29 protein-coding genes are annotated in these 20,613 nt (G+C 63.9%); 23 read left to right on the forward strand and 6 right to left on the reverse strand.

Annotated features, from left to right (window positions below; genetic code table 11):
* The first annotated feature begins 2 nt into the window (after positions 1–2).
* The 11 genes from AB4Z44_RS06200 to AB4Z44_RS06250 all read left to right on the forward strand — a co-directional run bounded on the left by AB4Z44_RS06200 (position 3) and on the right by AB4Z44_RS06250 (position 7,872).
* Positions 3–572, forward strand: coding sequence for a head-tail connector protein (locus AB4Z44_RS06200; protein WP_404713191.1), 570 nt, complete (start codon positions 3–5; stop codon positions 570–572).
* Positions 569–922: a head-tail adaptor protein gene (locus AB4Z44_RS06205; protein ID WP_404713192.1), complete on the forward strand. Its 354-nt coding sequence runs from the start codon at positions 569–571 to the stop codon at positions 920–922. Before AB4Z44_RS06200 ends, AB4Z44_RS06205 begins: the two co-directional genes overlap by 4 nt.
* A complete protein-coding gene (locus tag AB4Z44_RS06210) occupies positions 919–1,365 on the forward strand; it encodes a hypothetical protein (protein ID WP_404713193.1) in 447 nt (148 codons plus the stop codon). Before AB4Z44_RS06205 ends, AB4Z44_RS06210 begins: the two co-directional genes overlap by 4 nt.
* A 3-nt stretch (positions 1,366–1,368) precedes the next feature.
* The gene (locus AB4Z44_RS06215; RefSeq protein ID WP_404713194.1) at positions 1,369–1,761 is read left to right on the forward strand and encodes a DUF3168 domain-containing protein; all 393 of its coding nucleotides are present in this window, start codon (positions 1,369–1,371) and stop codon (positions 1,759–1,761) included.
* Positions 1,762–1,772: 11 nt separating this feature from the next.
* The gene (locus tag AB4Z44_RS06220; RefSeq protein WP_404713195.1) at positions 1,773–1,958 is read left to right on the forward strand and encodes a hypothetical protein; all 186 of its coding nucleotides are present in this window, start codon (positions 1,773–1,775) and stop codon (positions 1,956–1,958) included.
* A 24-nt stretch (positions 1,959–1,982) separates the two neighbouring features.
* Positions 1,983–2,414: a phage tail tube protein gene (locus AB4Z44_RS06225; protein ID WP_404713196.1), complete on the forward strand. Its 432-nt coding sequence runs from the start codon at positions 1,983–1,985 to the stop codon at positions 2,412–2,414.
* A gap of 2 nt (positions 2,415–2,416) precedes the next feature.
* Positions 2,417–2,818, forward strand: coding sequence for a hypothetical protein (locus tag AB4Z44_RS06230; RefSeq protein ID WP_404713197.1), 402 nt, complete (start codon positions 2,417–2,419; stop codon positions 2,816–2,818).
* Positions 2,819–3,084: 266 nt separating this feature from the next.
* Positions 3,085–6,243: a phage tail tape measure protein gene (locus AB4Z44_RS06235; RefSeq protein WP_404713198.1), complete on the forward strand. Its 3,159-nt coding sequence runs from the start codon at positions 3,085–3,087 to the stop codon at positions 6,241–6,243.
* Positions 6,243–6,881, forward strand: a complete 639-nt coding sequence (locus AB4Z44_RS06240) for a hypothetical protein (protein ID WP_404713199.1) — start codon at positions 6,243–6,245, stop codon at positions 6,879–6,881. Before AB4Z44_RS06235 ends, AB4Z44_RS06240 begins: the two co-directional genes overlap by 1 nt.
* Entirely contained in the window at positions 6,878–7,513 is a 636-nt protein-coding gene (locus tag AB4Z44_RS06245; protein WP_404713200.1) for a hypothetical protein, read from the forward strand. Before AB4Z44_RS06240 ends, AB4Z44_RS06245 begins: the two co-directional genes overlap by 4 nt.
* A gap of 35 nt (positions 7,514–7,548) precedes the next feature.
* A complete protein-coding gene (locus AB4Z44_RS06250) occupies positions 7,549–7,872 on the forward strand; it encodes a DUF6950 family protein (protein WP_404714363.1) in 324 nt (107 codons plus the stop codon).
* On the opposite strand, the gene AB4Z44_RS06255 is transcribed toward AB4Z44_RS06250, so the two are convergent.
* Complete coding sequence (locus AB4Z44_RS06255) at positions 7,832–8,149, reverse strand: hypothetical protein (RefSeq protein WP_404713201.1); 318 nt, start codon at positions 8,147–8,149, stop codon at positions 7,832–7,834. The genes AB4Z44_RS06250 and AB4Z44_RS06255 overlap by 41 nt on opposite strands.
* Before the next feature lie 39 nt (positions 8,150–8,188).
* Between AB4Z44_RS06255 and AB4Z44_RS06260 the strand changes: the two genes are divergently transcribed.
* The 12 genes from AB4Z44_RS06260 to AB4Z44_RS06315 all read left to right on the forward strand — a co-directional run bounded on the left by AB4Z44_RS06260 (position 8,189) and on the right by AB4Z44_RS06315 (position 19,368).
* Positions 8,189–10,354, forward strand: coding sequence for a hypothetical protein (locus tag AB4Z44_RS06260; protein WP_404713202.1), 2,166 nt, complete (start codon positions 8,189–8,191; stop codon positions 10,352–10,354).
* A 43-nt stretch (positions 10,355–10,397) separates the two neighbouring features.
* Positions 10,398–10,811: a hypothetical protein gene (locus AB4Z44_RS06265; RefSeq protein ID WP_404713203.1), complete on the forward strand. Its 414-nt coding sequence runs from the start codon at positions 10,398–10,400 to the stop codon at positions 10,809–10,811.
* Entirely contained in the window at positions 10,811–11,716 is a 906-nt protein-coding gene (locus AB4Z44_RS06270; protein WP_404713204.1) for a hypothetical protein, read from the forward strand. Before AB4Z44_RS06265 ends, AB4Z44_RS06270 begins: the two co-directional genes overlap by 1 nt.
* Positions 11,717–11,721: 5 nt before the next feature.
* Positions 11,722–14,085 carry a hypothetical protein gene (locus tag AB4Z44_RS06275; RefSeq protein WP_404713205.1) on the forward strand — a complete coding sequence of 788 codons (2,364 nt, stop codon included), beginning with the start codon at positions 11,722–11,724 and terminating at the stop codon, positions 14,083–14,085.
* Between the two features lie 47 nt (positions 14,086–14,132).
* Entirely contained in the window at positions 14,133–14,588 is a 456-nt protein-coding gene (locus tag AB4Z44_RS06280; RefSeq protein WP_404713206.1) for a hypothetical protein, read from the forward strand.
* Positions 14,589–14,591: 3 nt separating this feature from the next.
* A complete protein-coding gene (locus AB4Z44_RS06285) occupies positions 14,592–16,781 on the forward strand; it encodes a hypothetical protein (RefSeq protein ID WP_404713207.1) in 2,190 nt (729 codons plus the stop codon).
* Between the two features lie 75 nt (positions 16,782–16,856).
* Positions 16,857–17,252, forward strand: coding sequence for a hypothetical protein (locus tag AB4Z44_RS06290; RefSeq protein ID WP_404713208.1), 396 nt, complete (start codon positions 16,857–16,859; stop codon positions 17,250–17,252).
* A complete protein-coding gene (locus tag AB4Z44_RS06295; RefSeq protein WP_404713209.1) occupies positions 17,249–17,746 on the forward strand; it encodes a hypothetical protein in 498 nt (165 codons plus the stop codon). The genes AB4Z44_RS06290 and AB4Z44_RS06295 overlap by 4 nt, the downstream gene beginning before the upstream one ends.
* A 132-nt stretch (positions 17,747–17,878) precedes the next feature.
* A complete protein-coding gene (locus AB4Z44_RS06300) occupies positions 17,879–18,574 on the forward strand; it encodes a glycoside hydrolase family 19 protein (protein ID WP_404713210.1) in 696 nt (231 codons plus the stop codon).
* Complete coding sequence (locus AB4Z44_RS06305; protein WP_404713211.1) at positions 18,571–18,813, forward strand: hypothetical protein; 243 nt, start codon at positions 18,571–18,573, stop codon at positions 18,811–18,813. Before AB4Z44_RS06300 ends, AB4Z44_RS06305 begins: the two co-directional genes overlap by 4 nt.
* Positions 18,810–19,184, forward strand: coding sequence for a hypothetical protein (locus AB4Z44_RS06310; RefSeq protein WP_404713212.1), 375 nt, complete (start codon positions 18,810–18,812; stop codon positions 19,182–19,184). The genes AB4Z44_RS06305 and AB4Z44_RS06310 overlap by 4 nt, the downstream gene beginning before the upstream one ends.
* Positions 19,129–19,368 carry a hypothetical protein gene (locus AB4Z44_RS06315; protein WP_404713213.1) on the forward strand — a complete coding sequence of 80 codons (240 nt, stop codon included), beginning with the start codon at positions 19,129–19,131 and terminating at the stop codon, positions 19,366–19,368. Before AB4Z44_RS06310 ends, AB4Z44_RS06315 begins: the two co-directional genes overlap by 56 nt.
* Here the strand turns inward: AB4Z44_RS06315 and AB4Z44_RS06320 are convergent.
* From AB4Z44_RS06320 to AB4Z44_RS06340, 5 genes are read right to left on the reverse strand one after another with little or no spacing between them, the layout of a single operon-like run.
* Positions 19,365–19,586 (reverse strand): hypothetical protein, encoded by a 222-nt coding sequence (locus AB4Z44_RS06320; RefSeq protein ID WP_404713214.1) that lies wholly within the window; start codon positions 19,584–19,586, stop codon positions 19,365–19,367. The genes AB4Z44_RS06315 and AB4Z44_RS06320 overlap by 4 nt on opposite strands.
* A gap of 14 nt (positions 19,587–19,600) precedes the next feature.
* Positions 19,601–19,732, reverse strand: a complete 132-nt coding sequence (locus tag AB4Z44_RS06325) for a hypothetical protein (protein WP_404713215.1) — start codon at positions 19,730–19,732, stop codon at positions 19,601–19,603.
* A 3-nt stretch (positions 19,733–19,735) separates the two neighbouring features.
* Complete coding sequence (locus tag AB4Z44_RS06330) at positions 19,736–20,029, reverse strand: helix-turn-helix domain-containing protein (RefSeq protein WP_404713216.1); 294 nt, start codon at positions 20,027–20,029, stop codon at positions 19,736–19,738.
* Positions 20,030–20,058: 29 nt separating this feature from the next.
* Positions 20,059–20,334 carry a type II toxin-antitoxin system RelE/ParE family toxin gene (locus tag AB4Z44_RS06335; protein ID WP_404713217.1) on the reverse strand — a complete coding sequence of 92 codons (276 nt, stop codon included), beginning with the start codon at positions 20,332–20,334 and terminating at the stop codon, positions 20,059–20,061.
* Positions 20,321–20,515, reverse strand: a complete 195-nt coding sequence (locus AB4Z44_RS06340; protein WP_404713218.1) for a hypothetical protein — start codon at positions 20,513–20,515, stop codon at positions 20,321–20,323. Before AB4Z44_RS06340 ends, AB4Z44_RS06335 begins: the two co-directional genes overlap by 14 nt.
* Between the last annotated feature and the right edge of the window lie 98 nt (positions 20,516–20,613).

The following is a 20,613-nucleotide window of genomic DNA, read 5'->3' on the forward strand; positions in this document are numbered from 1 at the left end:
TCATGCGCACTTTCGTCGTCACTCCTCCCGAGCCCTTGATGACTTGGGAGGAGGCCGATGACCAACTGAAGCTGGATGGTGACGAAGAGCAGTCCACCTATGTGGAATCGCTCATCGCCGCCGCGACCGGGCACCTTGACGGCCCCGACGGCTGGCTTGGTCGATCGATCGGGCCGCAGACGCTGGAAACCCGCTTCAGCCTCATCGGCTGCGCGTCGACCATTTGCCTGCCCTATCCCCCGGTGATCGACCTGGTCAGCGTCAAATATCTTGACGCCGCAGGGATCGAACAGACATCCGATATCGCGGATTTCGAGTTGTACGGTGATGAGCTTGCCCCCGTTGCCGATTGGCCATGGTCAGGCGGTTCGCTGCGCCGTGAGGCTGGACGGGTGCGATACCGCGCCGGCTATGAGACGCTTCCGTCTGCCATCCGTCATTCGATCCTGCTGATCGTCAGCGATTTCTTCCGGTTCCGCGAGACGGCCGCTGTGGCCCCCGGCACCGTGGCCAAGCTCCCCGTTTTCGCCACCGTCGAAAACCTCCTCGCTCCGTTCCGGAAATACGCATGATCGGCATCGATGCCGGCGAGATGGACCGGCGCCTCTATTTCTTCCGCAGCACGTCGGTCGACGACGGCACGGCGACCGTGCCCGGCACCCCGAAGCTGATCGGCAAGCGCTGGGCAAAACGGACAGAGGTCAGCGACGGCGAGCGCGTGCGCGCAGCCGAGCAATCGCAGGAGCTTTCCGCGCGGTTCGGGGTGCGATCGGATGCGCTGACCCGCACGATCACCGGCAAGGATCTCTTCACCGAAGGGAAGGGCGGTTCGGTCTTCGAAGTGACCGGAACCAAGGAATGGCTCGGCAAGCTCAACGGGATCGAGATCACCGCGGTCAAGCGACCGGACCAGGCACTATGAGCAAGTTTCGCATCGAAGGGCTCAGCGACGTCAACGCGGCCCTGGCCAATCTTCCGCGCGGGCTCGGCAAGGCGGCATTGGTCCGCGTCGGCAAGCGCCGGCTGCAGCCTATGGCGGACGCCGCCAAGGCCAAGGCACCACGGCAAAGCGGAGCCCTTCAGGAAAGCATCATCGTCGGCACTCAGCAGGGTTCGCCGGGGCAGCGCCGCAAGCGCTTTGCCGATAAGTCTGCAGTCGAGGTCTACATGGGCCCGACCGCGGACGGCTACCCGCAGGCCCTGCCTGAAGAGTTCGGGTCGCCGAACAATCCGCCGCATGGCTACATGCGCGGCGCATGGGAAAACGGAGCGCGCGCCTTGCTGGACGGCATCGCCGCGGATCTCGGGCAGGAAGTCGACGCAGCCGCGAAGCGCTACGCGCGGAAACTTGCCCGGAAAGGCTGATCAATGGAGGAGTGGCTACGCGCCCGCTTGCTTGGCCTTTCCGGCATGGGCGCGGCGGTCGGCACGCGGATCGACTGGGGCGCGCGCCAGCAAGGCGCACCGCTTCCGGCGATCGAGCTGCATCTACTCACTGGCCAGCCCGGCATGCACCTCGCCGGTGCGGACGGCTGGATCAACGCCCTTGTCCAGGCCGATTGCTGGGGGCGGACGTTTCTGGCGGCCCGCAATGTCGGCGATATAATCGAGCACAATATGACCGGCCTGCGCGTCGATGAGCCCGCGCAACGTGTCCGCATTTTCGTGCGCGACCGTCGGTCCGATCGAGACACCAATTCCGCAGGCATTGTCTATCGGTCCAGCGTGGATCTCGCCGTCATGTTCTTTGCACAGACCTGAGGAGGCACCCCATGCGCATCGTCACCATCACCGATTTCTACGACAAGCAATCGGCCAAACCTGAGGAAATCGTGCCAGCCGGCACCACTCTGAACGTCAAGGCCGAACGCGGTCAGGAATTGATCGATGCAGGCATTGCCGTTGACGGGACCCCTGGTCCGGTCACGACCGACGACCCTTCACCGCCCACCGCCTAATTCTAGTTTGCGAGGAGAAAACACATGGCCGCTACTCAGACAGCAACCGATATCGGTTTCCTGACGACCTTCAGCAAGAAAACCGGGCCAAGCACTTATGTCCCGCTCGCCGAGGTCACCGAACTGGCACCGCCCGAGCTGTCGCGCGACGCTCCCGATTTCACCCATTTCGGAAGCCCTGCCTTCACGCGCGAATACAAGCCGGGCCTGACCGATCCGGGCGAATGCACTCTGTCCTATGCGCTTGTTCCCGGCCTGACCGATGATCTGGTCATTACCACCCATCTCGCGGCCCGCACGGTCGACGGCTGGCGCATCACGTTCCCCAACGGCGCGACGCTCGATTTCAACGGCTTCGCGACCAAGCATGGCCGCGCAACGCCGATGGATGAAAAGATGGTCGGCAGCGTCACCTTCAAGGTGTCGGGCCCCGCGACCCTCACCCCGGCTGTCTGATCATGGCGAACCCGCTCAAGGGGGAAGTGGCCTTCCCCGCCGTCCCGGACCTCCCCGGCTTCGAAGCCGGCGGGACGCTCGTGCTCGATTTCAACGCGCTTTGCACGCTGGAGGATGAGCTTGGCGAGGAGATCGGCCGTATCGGCGCCGAATCCCTGCAGAGCCCCAAGATGATGCGCACCGTCTTCCGCGTGGCGATGGAAGAGCATCACAAGGCGGTCGATGATGTCACCGTCGGCAAGATCATCCAGGCGGTCGGCATCGATACCGCCGCCGCCCTGGTCCTGCGCGCCTTCAGTCTGTCGTTCCCGGAGGCCGCCAAGGATGGCGACGCAAACCCTCCCAAGAAGCCGGCGAAACCGGCTGGGACTGGGAAAAATACTTCTCGACGTGGTGCGAAATAGGCTTCGAGCCGGGCACGTTCTGGAAGCAAACGCCTCGCTCATTCGAGCTGATCCTGAAGGCCAAGGTCCGCACGAGGGAAGCCGAGCATAACCGGCTTGCCTGGCACGCGTGGACAAGCGCAGCGCTCCGCCGCGCGAAGAAACTGCCTGACCTTCAATCGCTGATGTCGGTCGCCGAAACCGAACGAAAGCCGAAGGTGCAGCCGTGGCAGGAAATGCTCGCTGCGGCCGAAGTGTGGGCGAACATGAAGTAGAAGGAGGGGCGCTTGGCATCATCGATCATTGGTCAGCTACGCGTCATCCTGGGCCTTGATACCGCTCAGTTTGAAAAGGGGCTCGACGACAGTCAAAAGATGATGCTGAAGGCCGGCCGCTCTTATGAGCAGATCGGCCAACGCATCCAGAATGTGGGCAAGTCGCTATCCGTCGGCCTGACCTTGCCGCTGGTCGCGATCGGCGGCGCCGCGCTCAAGATGGCCGCCGATTTCGAGACGGGCATGAACCGCGTACAGGCGGCGAGCGGCGCCAGCGCTAGCCAGATGAAGGCCCTGCGCGACCAGGCCGCCGCGTTCGGTCGCGACAAGAGCTTGACCGCGACTGCGGCACAGGCGGCGGAGGTCATGGAGAACCTCGCCAAGAATGGCAGGTCTACCGAGGAGATATTGAACGGCGCGGCCGAAGCGACGCTGAAGCTATCGGCGGCGACGGGCGGCGACTTCGCGAAGTCCGCCGACCTCGCCACCGACATCATGACGCAGTTCGGCAAGAAAGCCGAGGATCTGCCCGAGCTCGTCAACAAGATGAGCGGCGCGATGATCGCTTCCAAACTCGATTTCGAAAATTACGCGCTGGCGATCGGGCAGGCGGGCAGCGTCGCCGGAAACACGATGCCTTTCGAGGATTTCAACGCGGCAATCGCCTCGACAGCCGGCGCCTTCAGTTCGGGCTCTGATGCGGGCACGAGCTTCAAGACCTTTCTTCAGCGCCTGGTGCCTCAGTCCAAGGAGGCCAAGGAGATGATGAAGGCGCTCGGGCTTGATTTCTATGATGCGCAAGGGCGCTTCGTCGGCATCAGCAACGCCGCCGACCAGCTCAAGAAGCATCTCGGCGGCCTCGCGCAAGAGGCGCAGAGCAAGGCCCTCACACAGATCTTCGGGACCGATTCCAGTCGCACCGCCATCGCCCTGATGAACCAGGGTTCGGCCGGCATCGCGAAGTTTCGGGACGAGATCGACAAGGTCAGCGCATCGACGCAGGCGGCGGCCCTGATGCAGGGATGGTCGGGCGCGATCACGCAGGTCAAGAAGTCATTCGAGGCGGCGTCGATCGCCATCGGCGACACCGGCTTCCTTAAGGGCATGACGGCAGTCCTGGTCGCGATCGGCGACGCGATCGGCGCCTTCGCGCGCCTTCCCGGGCCCATGCTGGCGGTTATCGGTGCGATGGCCGCGCTGGCGGCGTCCGTCGGGCCCGTCCTATTCGTGACCGGAAAGCTGATCGGCTTCTACGGGTCGATGCTGCAGCTCGGTCCGCGCCTCGCCGCGTCGTTCGCCGCGATTGCCGCGGGCGAGGTCGCGGCCGGCGTTGCAGGCGAGGGGGCCGCCATCGGTGTCGGCGCGCTCCTCACGACGCTTGCGCCTTGGGCAGCGGTCATCGGCGGCATCGCGGTCGCCATCGGACTGTGGGCATCCAGCACGAGCAAGGTGACGGGCGAGGCCAAGGCGCTTGCTTCCGTCACCGACACGGTGACCAAGGCGCAGGCCAGCTATCAGCAGATCTTGAAGACCGACCCGACGAACGGGATGGCCAAGGATGCGAAGGAGCTCGCCGCAGCGCGCCAAAGGCAGGCCGATCAGACTTGGGCAGCGGCCCGGGCGGAAAACGCTTATCAGCAGGCAGCGGCCCAAAAGTCGCTGGCAGACGCGCAGGCAGGGCGACGGCAGACCGGCACCGGCCGACAGGGGCCCATCTATTCTACGCTTTCGACATCGCGCATCGGCGGCACCGGCGAAACCGAACAGTCCTTAGCTATTGGCATCGCGCAGGAGAGCCTTGCGAAGGCCAAGGCCGCCGCCGCACAGATCGATGAGAATTACGCCAAGGCGAAGAAGGCGATCTCCACGGCGCCGCTCCCGCCGAAGCCTGGCGCCGGCGCGAACCCCAAGCTCGACTTTTCCGAGCCGAAGAAGTTCAAGGAGAGCCCCACCGACAAGCGCGCCGATCTGCGCATGCAGGCGGAAATCACCGCGGCCCAAGAGCGCGGCGATGAGCAGACGGCGCAGCGGCTTCAAGACCAATTGCGCCTGCGCGAACAGATCACCGAATATCAGAAAACCGGCCTCTCCCGGGATGCTGCCGCCGCTGCGGCGAACCGGGACATGAACGACATCATTGCGGCTCGAGCCGTTGCGCGCGGTCGCGAACTGGCTGAGCATCAGGCGTCGCTCGACATCGATCACGCGCAGACGATGGGCAATGCCGCGATCGAGCAATCCCTACGCGATCAGCAGCAGATCCGCGCGTCCATCCTCTACTATCAGCAGCAGGGCTTGACGCTCGATGCCGCAACGAAAAAGGCTCAAGCCGATCAGCTGCAGATCGATCGCGACCGCGACGCCATCCGCCAGCGCTGGGTGGAACAGGATGCGCGCACCCGTGAAATCGACCTGGCCAAGGCGCGCGGCGATAGCGAAGAATCGATCCGCAAGCTTGAGGCCGCCGACAAGGCGCAGGCCCGCGCGCGTGAGATCGAGGCGGCCCGGGGCCTCAATTATGGCGAGGGCAACAAACAGGCCGCAGCGGAGGCGCTGCAGGACGAACAGGCGCGCATCACCGGCATCTGGCGTAGCACGCTTCAGGATGGCGCCCGCGCGGCGCTGGATGGCAACCTGAAGGACTGGGTAAAGAACTGGTGGAAGGACCGCATTGCGAAGGGGATGGAAGACGCCCTGAACAAGCTGTCCGATTTGCTGCAGAAGGTCTTCACGCAGCTTGCGGGCGGGTCGAGCGGGAGCGGGGGCGGTCTCTTCAGTTCGATCGGCTCGGCACTCGGGTCGATTTTCGGCGGCGGCAGCAGCTCGAAAATGGTCAATGTGGCCGGCGCCGGCTGGGGCACGGATCTATCGGCTATCCCCAGCCTGGACGTTTCGCAGCTTCCACACTTCGCAACGGGCGGCTCATTTCGCGTCGGCGGGTCTTCGGGCATCGATCAAAACACGGTCAAGTTCCGCGCCACCAAGGGCGAAATGGTCGATATCCGCAAGCCCGGTGCCGACACCGGCGGCGGGGGCAACGTCGTCAATCAGACGATACAGGTGCAGGGCGGCGTTGATCTTGCCACGCGTAGCGAGGTCGCGCGCATGGGTGACGCGGTCTATGCGGCGACCATGGGCGCGATTAGCGACAAGAAGCGGCGATCCAGCTGATGCTAGACTTTACGTGGCCCGCCGATCTCGCGCCCTATCGGGTAATGTTCTATCTGCAGCCCCATGTGGGCGGCTCCGAAAGTCCGCTGACGCGCACCCGGAAAACCTATGGCCTGTCGGCGCCCCGATGGGTCGCCCGGTTCACGTTCCGGGCTGGCTATGACGCCCCCGACACGGATGGCGCGGGCGGCTTTGGTCCGCGCCTGGACGCGTTTCTCTCCGACCTTGAAGGCGGCGTAAATCGAACGACCCTTTGGGATTGGCGGCGCCCGCGCCCGCTGCGTCCGCAGTACCTGTCGGGCCCGCTTGTCGCCGCAGCGAACGTTGCGGCCGGCGCGACCAGCGTGCCGATTGCGGGCTTCACGCCAAACTCGATAGCGTTTTCGGTAGGCGATTATGTCGGGTTCGGCGATCAGAGGCCGCACATGGTGCGGGCCCTTTCGGTCGCCGGTACCGACGGGGTCGCGACAGTGTCTTTCAAGCCGCCCTTGGCATCGACGATCGTCGCTGGTGCGGCGATCTCGACCGACAACGTATGGGGATGGTTTCAGCCGACCAGCGATGATGCTGGGCAGAACGAAACCGAGGTGGGCGAGCCGACGCCATACACGATCGACTTTACGGAGTTTCTGCCATGAGCCGGCTTGACGATGCGCCGGAGCTCGCCGCGGAGATCGAGGGCCCGTCGCTCCGCCCGTTCCTGGCGCTTCACGTCGACCTGCCCGATCCTGTCTATGCCTTCACCGGCAAGGGCACGCTTACTTTTGAGGGCCACGACTGGACCGGGATTGAGGGTGTCGCCACGATCGGCACGATCGGCGAAGATACCGACGGCACGGCGACCGGGGTTACGGCGACGCTTAACCGCATCCCTACCGAGTTTCGCGATGACGTCGCCGACCAGGCGGTGCGCGGCGGCCTGACCGAATTTATCCTTGGGTGCCTGTCCGGCGATTATAAAACCCTCATCGGTCGCCGTCGGCTTTGGAAGGGGCGCCTGCAGCAATACGATATCAACGATTCCGGAACGGAGCTTAGCGTGACGATCACGGCCGAAAGCCGCGCGATCGACCAGCGCCGGCCGGCTATCAAGCGCTTCACCGACGAATATCAGCAGCGCAAATATCCCGGCGACAAGGTCTTCGAATACGTGCCCCGGATGGTCGAAGTTCCAATTCTGTGGGCGAACGCATCGCAAGATGCGACCTCGACGTCTACCCCGGCCGGCAACGGCCGTGGTCGCTACTCCGTCCAGCGGGATTATCAGTGACGGCGGACCCGTCGTGGCAAGATCATTGCTGCGATATGTGGGGTCGTCATGCGGCGGCGGCGGGGGTCGACGTCGCGGCATCGCTTGGCCCCTCTCCGCGTGGCTGGCGGGACGCAGCCGAAGCCATGCGCAGGCTCGGGGTTCGGTCGCTTTCTGAGGCTGTCAGGATCGTGCACGGCGCCCCGCTCGGCTCGATCCGTATGGCCCGTCGCGGCGATCTGGTCCGCAAGGGCTGGGCGCTCGGGATATGCAGGGGCGAGCTCGCCGAATTTTACGGCGGCGTGATGGCACCCATGCAGCAGGTCGACGAGGCGTGGGCTATCGAGCGACCGCGCATTGATCTAGTCGCTTGCGATTGAACCAGGCGCGGACATGGGTTCCGGCCGGCGCGTCGATCAGGTCGACTCGGTCGGTTAGTGGCGCCGACATATAGCCCGCGACCTGCCATACGATCGTGACGCGGTCCGGCCGATCGGGCTGGCGAAATACTCTTGGGATATTCATTCCCTCAAGGTCGATCAAACAGCGCTCAATATCGCCGCTTTTTGCGGCGGAATCAAAGTCGGCGGTCGGTGACCTGTCCTCAAACTTCGAAATCGGGCCCGCGCCGCAAAGCATGAGCGCGCCGATGATCATTAGGCCTCGCACTGTGATCTCCTCACCGAAAGATATTGAATGGGCAAGATCGTTAAGATTGTCGCGGTCGTGGCAATCGCCGTCGTCATTGCCGTATATGCGCCACAGCTCAGCGCCGCGCTAGTACAAGCCGGCTGGTCGACTGCTGCCGCCACGGCAGCCGTCGCGGTGGCGACCGCGGCCGTGACGATCGGGGCGCAGCTTGCGCTTAACGCGATCTTCCCGCCACCAAGCGCGGGCAGGGGCGGCGCGCAAGCCGCAATGTCTGTCTTCCGACAGTCGATCTCCAATAGCTTCCTTATCTACGGCCGGCGCCGTGTCGGCGGCCTGATGATCTTCTACCATCCGAAGGGCGCCAACTTCCGCTATTACGTGATCGCCGCCGCCGGCCACCGCTGCAAAGGCGCCGTCGGCTGGTATCTGAACGATGAGACCGTCACAGTCGATGACGATGGCAAGGTGACCAGCGGAACCTATGCGAACCACGCATGGCTTTGGTTTGCGCGCGGCACTGAAGATCAAGTCGCCAATCCGACGTTTGTCGATGAATGCGATGGCCAGTGGACGGAAGACCACCGCGGCCGTGGCATCGCCTTGATCTATGCCAAATTCCAGATGGTCGACGCTGTCGTTCAAGCGGGAATGCCGGTGATCAATGCGGTGGTCGAGGGCAAGGATGACATCCGCGATCCTCGCACCGGCGGCGTGGGCTATATGCGATTGGCAACCCCGATCATCTATGACTGGATGGCGCTTCCGCGGGAGGAGGGCGGCTTCGGCGCAGAGGCCGATGAAATCCCCGAAGATGACCTGTTGGCGGCCTGGACGAATGTTTGTGATGAGGATGTCACGATCGCCGACGGTGTGACGGAAAAGCGCTACGAGCTCGATTGCTGGATCACGACCGGCGCCGCCCCGAGCGAGATCCGCAAGACGCTGGTCGATAGCGTCGCCGGCTCCTACACCTATTCGGACGGCAGGTTTCTCATTCGTCCCGGCTATTGGGTGGGCCCGTCGCACTCGCTTTCCGAGCATGACCTGTCGGCGCCGATCAAGGTCAGCGCGCTCGGTGACCCGCAGGCGATCGTCACCGAATTGAGCGGCACCTTTATCGATCCGACGAACAATTATCAGCCTATGCCGGTCCCGACGCGGTCGGTGCCGACGGACGATATTCGACAGGGCGATGCGGACCTTGCGCATATCACCAGCTCGACGCGCGGCGAGCGTATCCTAGAAATCATGCTCCGCCGGGCACAGTGCGAAAAGCGCGTGTCATGGCCGATGAATATCGCCGGCATCGCAGTTGAAGCGCTGGAAACGGTCCAGCTCGATACAACTCGCTACGGCCTATCCAATTATGCGTTCGTGGTCGACCAGTGGGGTCTATCGAGCGACTTCAGCGTGCAGCTTCAGCTCCGCGAAGAGAATGAGGATATTTATTCCGACGCCATAACCTACCGGAGCGGCAACATCGCGCCGGCCTTGGCGACGGCTGATCCGATCGTGCCGACCAATGGCCTTTCCAGCGCGATCGTGCCTGGCGCCGCGACTGTGGCTTGCGACCCCGACGGGACGCCGAAAGCGGGGCAGCTGCCACTAACCGCGCAGATCCTTCTCTATGATGGCGCGACCGACGTTCACACGTCGGCGACCTATACGATCGACGCGGGCTCTACGGGCGGCGATTGGTCGGTGAACGGCACTGGCCTCGTGACATTCGACGAGATGACCGCAGATATCGCTTCGGCGACGATCAAGGCGACGCTCGGCACGCGCGAGATCAAGCAGGGGTTCAGCGTCAAGAAGGTGCGCGACGGCAGCGCGGGCAGCTCGGGCGCAACGCCCTATCTGGCTGTGCCGATCAGCATGGGCACGACGCCTTATCCTGGCGGCGTGGTGCTCGATCCGGGGCAGACGGTGACGCTGCATGCGGAGGCGGTCATCTATGCGGGGGGCGGCTCGCCCACATGCACGATCACCGCGCAGTGCGCGGTTGATAATGGCAGCTTCAGCGACATGGGCGGCGACTATACCACCACCGCCACCGTCGCCCACCTCGACACCGATACGCTCCTGATCGACGGCGCCTATACGAACACCAGCGGCGCGCAGCAGTTCGTCACGTTCCAAACAATCCTGACCAATTCCACCGGCACGCCTTCGGTGCAGGGCGGAAGCTACATGCAGCCGCGCATCAGCTGATCAGCTGGCCGGCGCCCCGCGTCACCTTTTCCTAGGAGCTTCCATGAGCAGCAACGCTGGACTGTGCCCCCTTGCGGTGGACAGGTGGACCCCCTTTGTCCGGATCCTGACCTTCAAGGGCGTCAACCTGACGGGCGCGACGCTCCACGCTCAAGTGCGGGTGACGGCCGACGCTCCAGGCGACCCGCTAATCGACCTTCCCCCGACGTCCACCCCGGGCGTGGAGGGCATTCGCCTCGTGAGCGTGGACACGACGGGCGTGGTTCCCGTCAGCACGGTAGAAATGCGAATCGCCGCCGCGTCGCTTGCGAACAGCGCCAAGGCGCCCTCCGCACCGCCATCGGCGACCGGCTCCGATGTCACGCTTGCATGGGATCTGCACGTCACGCCGTCCGGCGGCGACAAGCAGCGCTGGCTTTATGGCCCCTTCGTGATCGTCGCTGGAGTAACCCGCTGATGGCCACTTTCTCCGCTCCGCCGCCCATCGAGATCACGCTTGAAAACGGGATAGTGATCGAAGTTTCGGTCGGCGAGGGTTCGGCCGTTCTGCAAGCCTTGCAGGGGCAGAGCGACGCCTTGGTGCAAGAGATCGAAGACCGACAGGCGGCGGTCAGCGACGCTTCGGACGCGCTCAAGGGCGGCGCCGACAGCGCAAACGACACGCTGAAGAAGGTGGGCGATCGGGTCACCGCCAGCAACGCTGCGCTACTGCCCTTCGCCATTCCCGTCGTGCCGCCGTACGATCGCATCAAGGGGCTTTCGATCGCAGGCGGCGACCCCAACGATGCCTATTACGTCAGCACCTTCCTACGCGACAACAATGGCACCGGCGGGGCCGGTCGGTTCCGGATCGCCTGGGCGCGGCAATCAGACAGCCTCGTTGTGGTCGATACTGGCCTCCTTCCGACCGCGGGGCTGAATGGCATCAAGCCGATCTCCATCCCAGCGGTTAACGGCTCTGGTATGACCATGTTGGCCCCGATCGATTTCGGGACCGGCTCCGAACTCTGGTCCGTCCTCAGCGGCTCAGTGGCGGCGAGCAAGGTCGACAATTCGCGCACGATGATCGATCTGCCGATGTGGAAGGGAGCCGTGAACGCGCTGGTCACTCCAGCGATTGCGGCCGCAACCGCGACTATTGCGGCCGAGCTTAGCCCCTTCGCCGTGACGGTCGCGGCACCATGGGACCTCATCCAGGAAGTGGAGATTTTGGGGGAGACCCCAACGATAATTACTACGTCGGTACCTTCCTGCGCGACAATTTCGGAACGGGCCAGACCGGTAGGTTCCATGTTGATGTCAGGCGGAAATCCGACAATGCCGTCGTCGCTGATACGAACATCCTGCCGACGACGACGCTGATCGGTGTGAAGCCGGTTTCGCTGCCGGTCACCAATGGTTCCGGCCTGACCGTCTCCATGCGGGTCAATTTCAAGACGGGCTCCGAAACCTGGTCCGTTACCGGATCCAGCACCACCGCTCTGCTCGACAACGGCAAGACCTTTGTAGATTCTCCGAATCTCAAGGCGGCGGTCGCGGCGCAGGTTTCATCGTCGCTGTCGGCCGAGGCGATGCTCTCCGCTGGCGGCATGGCACCGCAAGTGCGAGATCCGTTCCTGCGCGCATTCGTGCAGGATATCCGGGTCTACCACACCAAGGATCACACGAACCGGTTCATCATCAGCGAAGTCGATCTGTTCGGTGGCGCCGGTAATCTGAGCCCCTATGTTCGGATCTACGTCAAGAACCTGACGACGAACATTGTGGTGTGCTCTAAGCAACTTTCGCTGCCGACCCCTGCCGCCTCGGCTGACGTGGCAGTGGCGACCTTCATCACGTGGCTCCAGGCGAATTACCAGACTCTCGTCCTGACGGACGAGCTCTATAGCTTCAGCAACGTGCTCGCCTACCTGACGCCGGATTGGTCGCAGCTTGCGACGATACCCTATGGGACCAAGCTCTACACGACGTTTGCTGCGGGCGGCATCCATCCGTCGCGGATCTATGACGACGGCAACGGCGGAAGCGATTACCTCGATCTCGATCGCTATGGCACCCGCATCAACGTGCCGGCCGATGGGGCGACGTTCGACGCGACGATTGTCGCGCTGCAAGACACCGTTGGCGGCGCGACATCCGCCAATATCTCATCCAAGGCCCACTACGCGAACCCCGTCCGCCTCTTTCTCTCCGAAGGCGGGCATACCGATGCCAATAGGTTCGTGCCTGCCTTCGTCGAGCTCCAGGGCTCGGGTCGGACGCGGACCGAGATCCGCAGAAGCGGGAACGCGCTAGCAGCGGTCATTCAGACGCACGTCGAGACAAAAGTCAGAGATCTCAAGATCATCTCTGACATGGACCCGCAATATCCCGATCACAACGACCCGGTAAATGGGATGTGCTTCGATCCGAGCGGATACCAGACGCGGTTCTTTCGGCAGAAATGGGAACGCGTTGATTTCGTCATGGCGGGCACCAACGCCGGACAGGGTTTCGGCTGTGGGATACCGTCTGGCGCTTTGATCGAGTTCAATGCGTGTCGCGCCTATCATGAGCGGACCGACCTTCCCGGCTCAACCTATGTCGCCACTGGATGGTTTTTCCACAATACGGGGCCCACGATCAACGCCCCGACGATCCGCCCATCCACGATGCCGAGCCGCGTCAAGATGGTGGCTTGTGGCAGCAGCGACGATACGTTCGAAGCGATCTACATTTCGACCTTGGAGCGCGTCGCGCTCTGCACGCTGGAATTGGTCGATTGCGACAACTTTGCGATGCTCCAGCACGAGGTGCTGTCAGGTGGCGAGGTCATTACCGATCTCGCCGTTGACCGTGTCGGCTGGGATGTCGTGGGCAATTACGCCGGCCCGTTTCGCTACAAGGATCTTGATGGCGCATGGGTTCTGGCCGCGCCGGTAGGAACGGTCATTACCGGCGCGCTCGCAGCGACGATCTTCGGGACGGTTGATAGCCTCGGCCGCGGCGCGAAGTGGATCAAGAATGGCTCGACCAAGAGCCTCGGCGCGCGTTTGGGCGACATGACCGGCAACAGCGCTTCCCTGACGCTCAACGGCCAGTCGTGGACGCCCACCACCGATCTTACCTCCGCGAGCAACACCTCGATCACCGATGCGATCTTTGCGGCAACCGGCGTTCAACTCACGCAGGTCGATCTTCGGTTGGAAACGTTCCCCCATGCTTCACCCCGTCGCCGGATGCGCAACAGCACGGCGACGACAATCCCCAAGGGGCGGTTCGTCACCCGCGTTTCGCGTGGCCATGTCGAGTTGGCGCAGGTCGGCGTCATCGCTGGTGGCAAGGTCACGGCCGGCGGCACCGGCTATACGAGCGTCCCGACCGCGACGATCGTGGGCGACGGCACCGGGGCAACGGCGACAGTCACGATCGCGGGCGGCGTCGTCACCGGCATCACCACCACGCGCGGCAAGGGCTATACCAATGCCACGGTTGTGATCTCGGGCGGTGGCGGTACCGGCGCCACGGCTACAGTCGTCATCGGCAATGATCCTATCTTGGGCTGGACCATCCGCGACATCCTCGCGGGCGGCGATGACGAGGTGATCACGACGAAGCGGATCTGGTGGGAGTATATCGCGGGTGCGACCGCCGATGGTGGCGCATGGGGGATCTCGGCCGATGGTCAGCTCAGCTTCGGCGCCCCGATAAAGCTCGGATACGCGATCGGCGGAACCCTGACTATCGCGTGATCCGGCCGCCGCCGGCCGCTGCCCACTCAAAAGCTGAAGGAAAATCCATGAAAATCCTGCACCTCGCGGGCGCCCTGGCGCTCGCACTTTTCGCCTGCGTGCCGTCGCTCGCCCAAGTCGGGCTGTCGATCAAGGCGCCGGCCGGCTACGTTCCGGGCGTCGTCAGCTATTGCGACGATGGCACCGGGCACGCGGCGATATGCTCGACCACGAGCGTGACGCAGTTTCTGCCGCAGCTGTCCACCACCGATCGCGGCGGCACGTTCGGGACCAGCGCGGCCCAGCTCATGCCAGCCAACGCAAGCCGGCATTTCGTGGTCGTTCAGGTGCAGAGCACGACCGCGAGTTGCTACATCAACGGGACCACCACCGCGACGGCCGATTATCACAGCCTCCAGATTGTCGCCGGCGCCTATTACGAGAGCGCGACCCACGTTGGTACCGGCGCAATCTCGATCATCTGCACCGGCGCGAGCACGTCCGTTTACGCGCGCGAGGGCTGACGCATGGCGATGTTCCCTAACCCGCTCGGGCGCCTGCGGGATGTGATGCGTGGGCGCGGCGGTCCTCCTATTACGGCAACCGCTACCGTTACGATGACGCAACTTGCCTCGGCCAATCGCATCTATCAGCGTTCCAGCCGAACCGGAGGCGGACAGGGCAAAGGGCAGGGCAGCATTCCTCTAGCCCTTTCGGCTGCAACTGCGGCCGGCACGATCGTTGCCCGCTTCAGTTCCGGAGGTGCGACCCGCGGCGATTATCAGGCGCCATGGGTAGCCGCCACGATCGCCGCAACCGGCGCGCAAACCGTCAACATCACAGGCGTGGATGCCGGCCTGCGCTGGGGCTATCTCGACATCCTGGATAGCACCGGAACGTGGCAGAACGGGACCACGCTCGTCGGCATGGGCCGCATCACCGCATTCGGTGGCCAATCGCCAGTCACGCGCATGATCTACCCTCTAAGCGACGCATCGACCACCTGCGCCTCTCTCGGCATTACACCGAACGGTTTCACGTCAGCCTATGCCACCTATGATGTAAGCTCAGGCCTGCCCACGGGCTGGCGTTCGCCTTCCGACAGCGATACGGTTTACAAGAGCGCGTTCATCATGGACTTCTTGAACCGCCAGAGCGCGCAGTTCGGGGTCGTCTGCGGTTTCGCCGGCGCCAGCATCGGCGGATCCCCTCTTTGCACAATTCAGCCTCAACTCCTCAACGTGCTGGCGCAGGTCGGTGGCTGGGAATCCTTGTTCTGGTATCAGGAATATGACGACGCCCAGCGATCTTCGACGAAGAAGCTCTATAAGGCCGCGCTCGATTACCTGTTCTCACAGCTCAACGCATTGAATACGGCTTATCCGTCCTACACCAAATATGTCGGCGGTATCCACAATACCGGGCCACTCTCGGCGACGACTTTCGCGCCAGCAATTCAGGGTGGTTCGATCGCGCAACGCGTTCAGATGCGTAGGGCAAGCCGGGAGTGGGCGACTGCAAATTCGGCGCTGCAGATACTGCCGGCAGATATCAAGACCGCTGATGGTGTCCATCAGACGCAGGCCGGTGCGCTCGCATGCTCGACCCATTTCCATCGCGCGACCTATGCCGAGGCTGGGGGCGATGCGTCCGGCGATGTCGGCGCGACGATCGTTTCGGCGACGCGCTCCGGCACGACGGTTACGGTCAATCTCTCGCAGCAATCTGGCGGCACCGCGCTTGTCGGCACCGGCAGCTGGTGGACGCGCTTCACCCTCTATGAGGTCGGCTCTGTCAGATCGGCATGGCCAATCACGGGCGGCGCGATCGTCAATTCGACCCAGCTAACGCTTACCCTCGGCAATGACCCCGGCGACGGCAAGCCGCTCGATCTGTGGCTTTATATCCCTTGGGAAACCGGCGCGAACGTAAACGACGGCACGATCAACGTTCTTCGGGACAATCGAACGGCAGACGGGTTCGCGGTCGGTCGAAATGTCATGCCTACGCTCGATCCGGTTTCGATCGCGGCTCCGTCGCCAGGAGGCGCGCAGAACACGCCGCCGGGCGGGATTATCCCAGCGGTAAGCACGCTGGCATTGACGGGAACCAGCCCAACCTACAGCGCATCAGGCGTCTCGGGCTTCGGTCAGATGATGACTGGCGGGACGGCTATTCTTGGGACCGGCGCCTGCCCGATGATCGTGGCCGGGCTTACGTTCGAGGCATTCTTTGTCTGCCCGGCGTTGACCGCCAGCACGCAGGCGATCATCTCGTTTTCCACCAATAGCTATGTCGCTGTCACGTCGGGCGGCCTGTTGACCGTAAAGGCGGGCGGTATCGTTACGCCTGTCAACAGCGCGTCGGCGCTGACGCCCGGCCATCGCTATCACGTTGCTCTCGTCGTATCGGCCAATGGCTGGAATGTTTATCTGACCGATACGACGGCCGCCACGGCTGGCGCTCTTGTGATCACCAAAACCGGCGCCACCTCGCTGATCCAATCTCAGCAGGTTGCCGGCGTCCGGACTTACAATGGCACTTCTAACATGACCGGATCGGGCGGCGCAGTGAGCAATGTCGCGCTCTGGCAGGTCGAGAAGTACAGCGGGGCTTCCTACACGGCGCCGACCGCGCCCTACACGGGCGCCGAAACCGACCTGATCGAGAGTTGGCTGCTAGACGGCAATTTGAACGGTTCGGTTTTGTCGGCTTAACGGCCGCCCCGACCAACTAACCCCCCGCACCCCCGGAGGCATTGCTGAACATCGACGGCTGAAAGGATCCGCCCGGTGACCCTGCTCGCTTTTCTAACATCCACCCTGATCGGCGGGCGATCAGCCCTGGTGCTGCTGGCATTGATGGCGCTGTTCGCCTGGTCGCGATCCCCCCGATCCGTTTCAGCCCTCGACTGGCACAGAAGCGCCACGTGGGGCCTGATTTCGCTCGCGGTGCTGCTGTTCGCGCCGTCTCATCTGGCATGGCTGCTTGGGCATCCATTTCCGCTGGTGGTAGCGCGGTCGCTTGATCTGGCGGCGGTGCTCACCACCTGCGCGGCGTTGATCTTCCTGCTCGCCACGCGTGCGCTCATTCGAGGGGTCAGCCTCGTACGGGTCCAGCGGGGTATGGCGGCCAACGTCAGCGTCGTCGCCGGCTTTATCCTCGCCGCCTGGTTGTTCCATCGGTGACGGTCTCCGATCTGTCCGGTCGCTACGCGCCGGTCATCGCAGGCCTCGCGATCGGGACTGCTGCGAAATATGGGCTTACGCTCGGCGAGGGCCGGCGCCTGACGTGGCGTGGAGTGGTCGCGGATCTGCTGCTGCTCGGCATGCTCGGGCTGCTCTCGGTCGTCGTGTGCGACCGGTTCGGGCTGACCGGCGACGTGAAGGCATTTGCCAGCGCGCTTGCAGCCGTCTCGTCGGACCGCCTGCTCAGGCTCATACGAAAGCGGTTCGAAACGATTGCAGACCAGCAGCTCGAGCAGCTGACACGCGTCGCGAATGTAGCCGATCTGGCGAAGGTACCAGCAGGGCAAGGAATGCCTGACGCGGTGCGCGCCGAGGTGATTACTGACCCCTCCCCGCTGGGTTCTACCCTGCGCTCTGCGTTCCGTAATCCCACCAGGACCCGCCCGCCCGAGGATCAAATCGAGCTGCTCCGCCGGCTCGACGACACCGATTGAGGGTAAGGCGCCCCGCCCTCTTGTTCAGGGAGGAAAGCGGGGCGCCACCAGCCATACCATACGAGGCCGGCCGGCGCAGGCTTAACGCCCGCCGCGCGCGATCGGCGACTGATCAACATCAAGAGGTGAAAAATGATTGATTGGGCTAAGGTCCAGGCTGCGTTGATGCGCGCCGGCTATACGTGCGGGAAGATCGATGGCGACCCGGGCGTGAAGACGTTCACGGCGCTGTTCGCGTTCGCCGCCGATCGCCAGCCGGACGAGACGATTGCCGCGCTCGGCCGCGCCGGCGCGGCGTGGCTTCGCGATGACGCGATCTGCGGCACGCCCCAGCGCCTGGCGGAGTTCGTCGCCCAGTGCTGCAACGAGACGGGCGGCTTCGTGAGGTTCGAAGAGGATCTACGCTACAGCGCGGCCGGCATGCTGAAGACGTGGCCAACGCACTTCACGCCTTCGCAGGCGATTGCGGCGGTCGGGCGCCCGATCGAGATCGCCAGCCGCGCCTACGGCGGCCGCAACGGCAATGCGCCCTATCCGTCCCGCGACGGCTACACCTATCGGGGCAGGGGCATGCTCCAGCTCACCGGCAAGAGCAATTACGCCCTCTATGGCATGCTGCTGAACCTGCCGCTGCTCGATCGGCCGGACCTGGCCGCGGATCCTGCCGATAGCCTGCTGATCGCCCGCGAGTTCTGGAGGCGCGGCCGCCTCAACGACGCGATCGACAAGGGCGACTTCGTTAAGGCCCGGCAGATCACCAACGGCGGCTCGATCGGGCTGACCGCTGTCGCGGCGATCCGCGCGCGGCTGCTGCAGGTGCTGGCATGAGCCCCCGCGAACAGCTTGTGGCCTACCTGGCTACGCTCGTGGCCCTGGTCGCCGTCTTCACAATCGCAGTGGTCGGCTTCGGCGTCTGGCCTGCCAATCTCGGCAAGGTCGAGGCTTTCGGGCTGGGCACGATCACCGGCGGCCTGATCGGCATCCTTCGCATCCCAAGCGCTCGATCGCCGGTAGCGTCGACCAATTCGGGCGACGTGAACGTGACAGGCGGGAGCGAGGCGAAATGATTCCAGGCGAGTGGAAGGCCATAGGGCGCGTCCTCGCGATCGTGCTCGGCATTGCCGCGCTGATCGGCGTCGTGCTGTTCCTGCGCAGCTGTGGCGCCGCGCCGGCCGAAGAGAAGGCCGCGCGGGCCGCTGTCGAGCAATCGGAGGCTGAGAGCTTCACCAATGCCGCGCGCGACGCGACGGCGATCACCGGCAACACGATGGACGCGACCGCGGCTGTCGATCACCAGACGGAGACGAACCATGACACGATCGCCCATGGCGACGGGAACAATCGCACTGCTCTTTCTTCTCTCTGCCTGCGGGCCGCGTATCGTGATCAGCCGCGCTGCGCTGCCTTGCTCAAGCCTAGTTCCGGATCAACTCGCTAAGCCGACCCCGGGCGCCGATCTGCCCGCCGACGACGCCGACCTGAAGGGGTGGCAGATATTCGCCGACGCGCAGACAGGCCAGCTGGACAAGTCCAATCTGACGAAAGGGGCCGCGCTCGATATCATCGCGAAGTGCGAGGCGCGCGACGCCGCTACGAAAAAGAAGGTGCTCGGGCTGTTCTAGGCGATGGTCTCGCCTCGCCCGATTTCGTCCAGCGTGGTCACGCGGACCGGGGCGATATCGACGCCCGCCTTCCAATTCTTGATCATATCGTATTCGGCCGCGCCGGGGTCGACTTGCCGGGGCTGCGTTTCGCGCGCCAGCCAATCAAGAAAGTCGTTCAGCCTGAGCTCTTGAGCGACGGTCTCAAGGAAGGCGCGCCATGCTTCGGTGGGGTTCATCGTAGGATCTCCGCTCATAATCCGCTCGCTACCTCTCGCGCCATGCCGATCGACGGGCAGACCCGCACCAGCTTCGCGCCGTTATAGACGTACCATTCTCCGCCCATGTCCCATATCGCGACCGTGCCGCGCTGCATGATAAGCATGGCCTAGGCCTCCGCCGTGGCAGCGACGAGGCGCTCGACCGCCTCGTGATCGACGGCGATCATCGACAGGAGCACGCGGGCAGGGGCGTCCGGCTTCCGGCGGTTCTGCGACCAGTCGCGCACCGTCCCGATCGGGATGCGATAGCTGGCGGCGAACTGCTGTTGCGTCTTCCCGGTCGCCGCTACCAACGCCTTGACGTCGATCGGCGCCGCGACCCGCGCCCGTCCGGGCTCGCCCTTTGCGTGGGCGATGGCGTCATCCAGCCCCGCCGCGATCTTTTCAAAAGCACTCTTCATATAGCCCTCCGTGGCTTGCTGCGGGTCGGCTAAAGACTGTCCCGCAAGGTCTTCGTCATCGCTGCCAGCGCGTTCCGCTCGCCCTTGGTGAGGTTCGCCTTTTCGCTCTTGCCGAACACGGTCAGCAGGAACACCGGCACGTCATCGCCGCCGAAATAGGTGATGACGCGATAGCCGCCCGACTTGCCCGTTCCCGGCTTGGCGAGGCGCAGCTTACGGGCACCGCCGCAGCCCGGCATGATCTCGCCAGCTTCGGGGTTCGCTGCGACCAGATCGACGACGGCATTGCGCTCATCGTCGATCATGCCCGCATCCTTCGAAGCGCCCGAGCGTCATGACGTTGCCATTCGGGAATACGGCCCAAGAGCGACCGCGATAGACCACGAGCGGCAGCAAAAGCGAAACGAGCTCGCCGGTCGCCACGTCGGTTACCGGCAGCGCGACGCGCGGGCAATTGTCCGGATCACCCCCAAGTAGCTCGAACATGGCCCGTTGATCGTCAGTCCACCCCGATTCGTGGCGCGGGAATTGCACGACGTCCCCCATCTTTCCCCTCCCTCTTTATTCTTCGTTTGCAGGTCCGC

This window comes from Sphingomonas sp. MMS24-J13, from assembly GCF_044905095.1.
Taxonomy (GTDB): domain Bacteria; phylum Pseudomonadota; class Alphaproteobacteria; order Sphingomonadales; family Sphingomonadaceae; genus Sphingomonas_I.

What these genes read in the sequence shown, in the direction of transcription:
- AB4Z44_RS06220 (WP_404713195.1), top strand. Translation starts at nt 1,773, where the DNA reads ATGCGCATCGTCACCATCACCGATTTCTACGACAAGCAATCGGCCAAA.
- AB4Z44_RS06255 (WP_404713201.1), bottom strand. Translation starts at nt 8,149, where the DNA reads ATGATCATCGGCGCGCTCATGCTTTGCGGCGCGGGCCCGATTTCGAAG.
- AB4Z44_RS06330 (WP_404713216.1), bottom strand. Translation starts at nt 20,029, where the DNA reads ATGAAGAGTGCTTTTGAAAAGATCGCGGCGGGGCTGGATGACGCCATC.
- AB4Z44_RS06260 (WP_404713202.1), top strand. Translation starts at nt 8,189, where the DNA reads ATGGGCAAGATCGTTAAGATTGTCGCGGTCGTGGCAATCGCCGTCGTC.
- AB4Z44_RS06305 (WP_404713211.1), top strand. Translation starts at nt 18,571, where the DNA reads ATGAGCCCCCGCGAACAGCTTGTGGCCTACCTGGCTACGCTCGTGGCC.
- AB4Z44_RS06265 (WP_404713203.1), top strand. Translation starts at nt 10,398, where the DNA reads ATGAGCAGCAACGCTGGACTGTGCCCCCTTGCGGTGGACAGGTGGACC.
- AB4Z44_RS06325 (WP_404713215.1), bottom strand. Translation starts at nt 19,732, where the DNA reads ATGCTTATCATGCAGCGCGGCACGGTCGCGATATGGGACATGGGCGGA.
- AB4Z44_RS06320 (WP_404713214.1), bottom strand. Translation starts at nt 19,586, where the DNA reads ATGAACCCCACCGAAGCATGGCGCGCCTTCCTTGAGACCGTCGCTCAA.
- AB4Z44_RS06310 (WP_404713212.1), top strand. Translation starts at nt 18,810, where the DNA reads ATGATTCCAGGCGAGTGGAAGGCCATAGGGCGCGTCCTCGCGATCGTG.
- AB4Z44_RS06285 (WP_404713207.1), top strand. Translation starts at nt 14,592, where the DNA reads ATGGCGATGTTCCCTAACCCGCTCGGGCGCCTGCGGGATGTGATGCGT.
- AB4Z44_RS06200 (WP_404713191.1), top strand. Translation starts at nt 3, where the DNA reads ATGCGCACTTTCGTCGTCACTCCTCCCGAGCCCTTGATGACTTGGGAG.
- AB4Z44_RS06210 (WP_404713193.1), top strand. Translation starts at nt 919, where the DNA reads ATGAGCAAGTTTCGCATCGAAGGGCTCAGCGACGTCAACGCGGCCCTG.
- AB4Z44_RS06215 (WP_404713194.1), top strand. Translation starts at nt 1,369, where the DNA reads ATGGAGGAGTGGCTACGCGCCCGCTTGCTTGGCCTTTCCGGCATGGGC.
- AB4Z44_RS06245 (WP_404713200.1), top strand. Translation starts at nt 6,878, where the DNA reads ATGAGCCGGCTTGACGATGCGCCGGAGCTCGCCGCGGAGATCGAGGGC.
- AB4Z44_RS06230 (WP_404713197.1), top strand. Translation starts at nt 2,417, where the DNA reads ATGGCGAACCCGCTCAAGGGGGAAGTGGCCTTCCCCGCCGTCCCGGAC.
- AB4Z44_RS06250 (WP_404714363.1), top strand. Translation starts at nt 7,549, where the DNA reads ATGTGGGGTCGTCATGCGGCGGCGGCGGGGGTCGACGTCGCGGCATCG.
- AB4Z44_RS06225 (WP_404713196.1), top strand. Translation starts at nt 1,983, where the DNA reads ATGGCCGCTACTCAGACAGCAACCGATATCGGTTTCCTGACGACCTTC.
- AB4Z44_RS06240 (WP_404713199.1), top strand. Translation starts at nt 6,243, where the DNA reads ATGCTAGACTTTACGTGGCCCGCCGATCTCGCGCCCTATCGGGTAATG.
- AB4Z44_RS06280 (WP_404713206.1), top strand. Translation starts at nt 14,133, where the DNA reads ATGAAAATCCTGCACCTCGCGGGCGCCCTGGCGCTCGCACTTTTCGCC.
- AB4Z44_RS06300 (WP_404713210.1), top strand. Translation starts at nt 17,879, where the DNA reads ATGATTGATTGGGCTAAGGTCCAGGCTGCGTTGATGCGCGCCGGCTAT.
- AB4Z44_RS06340 (WP_404713218.1), bottom strand. Translation starts at nt 20,515, where the DNA reads ATGTTCGAGCTACTTGGGGGTGATCCGGACAATTGCCCGCGCGTCGCG.
- AB4Z44_RS06205 (WP_404713192.1), top strand. Translation starts at nt 569, where the DNA reads ATGATCGGCATCGATGCCGGCGAGATGGACCGGCGCCTCTATTTCTTC.
- AB4Z44_RS06335 (WP_404713217.1), bottom strand. Translation starts at nt 20,334, where the DNA reads ATGATCGACGATGAGCGCAATGCCGTCGTCGATCTGGTCGCAGCGAAC.
- AB4Z44_RS06270 (WP_404713204.1), top strand. Translation starts at nt 10,811, where the DNA reads ATGGCCACTTTCTCCGCTCCGCCGCCCATCGAGATCACGCTTGAAAAC.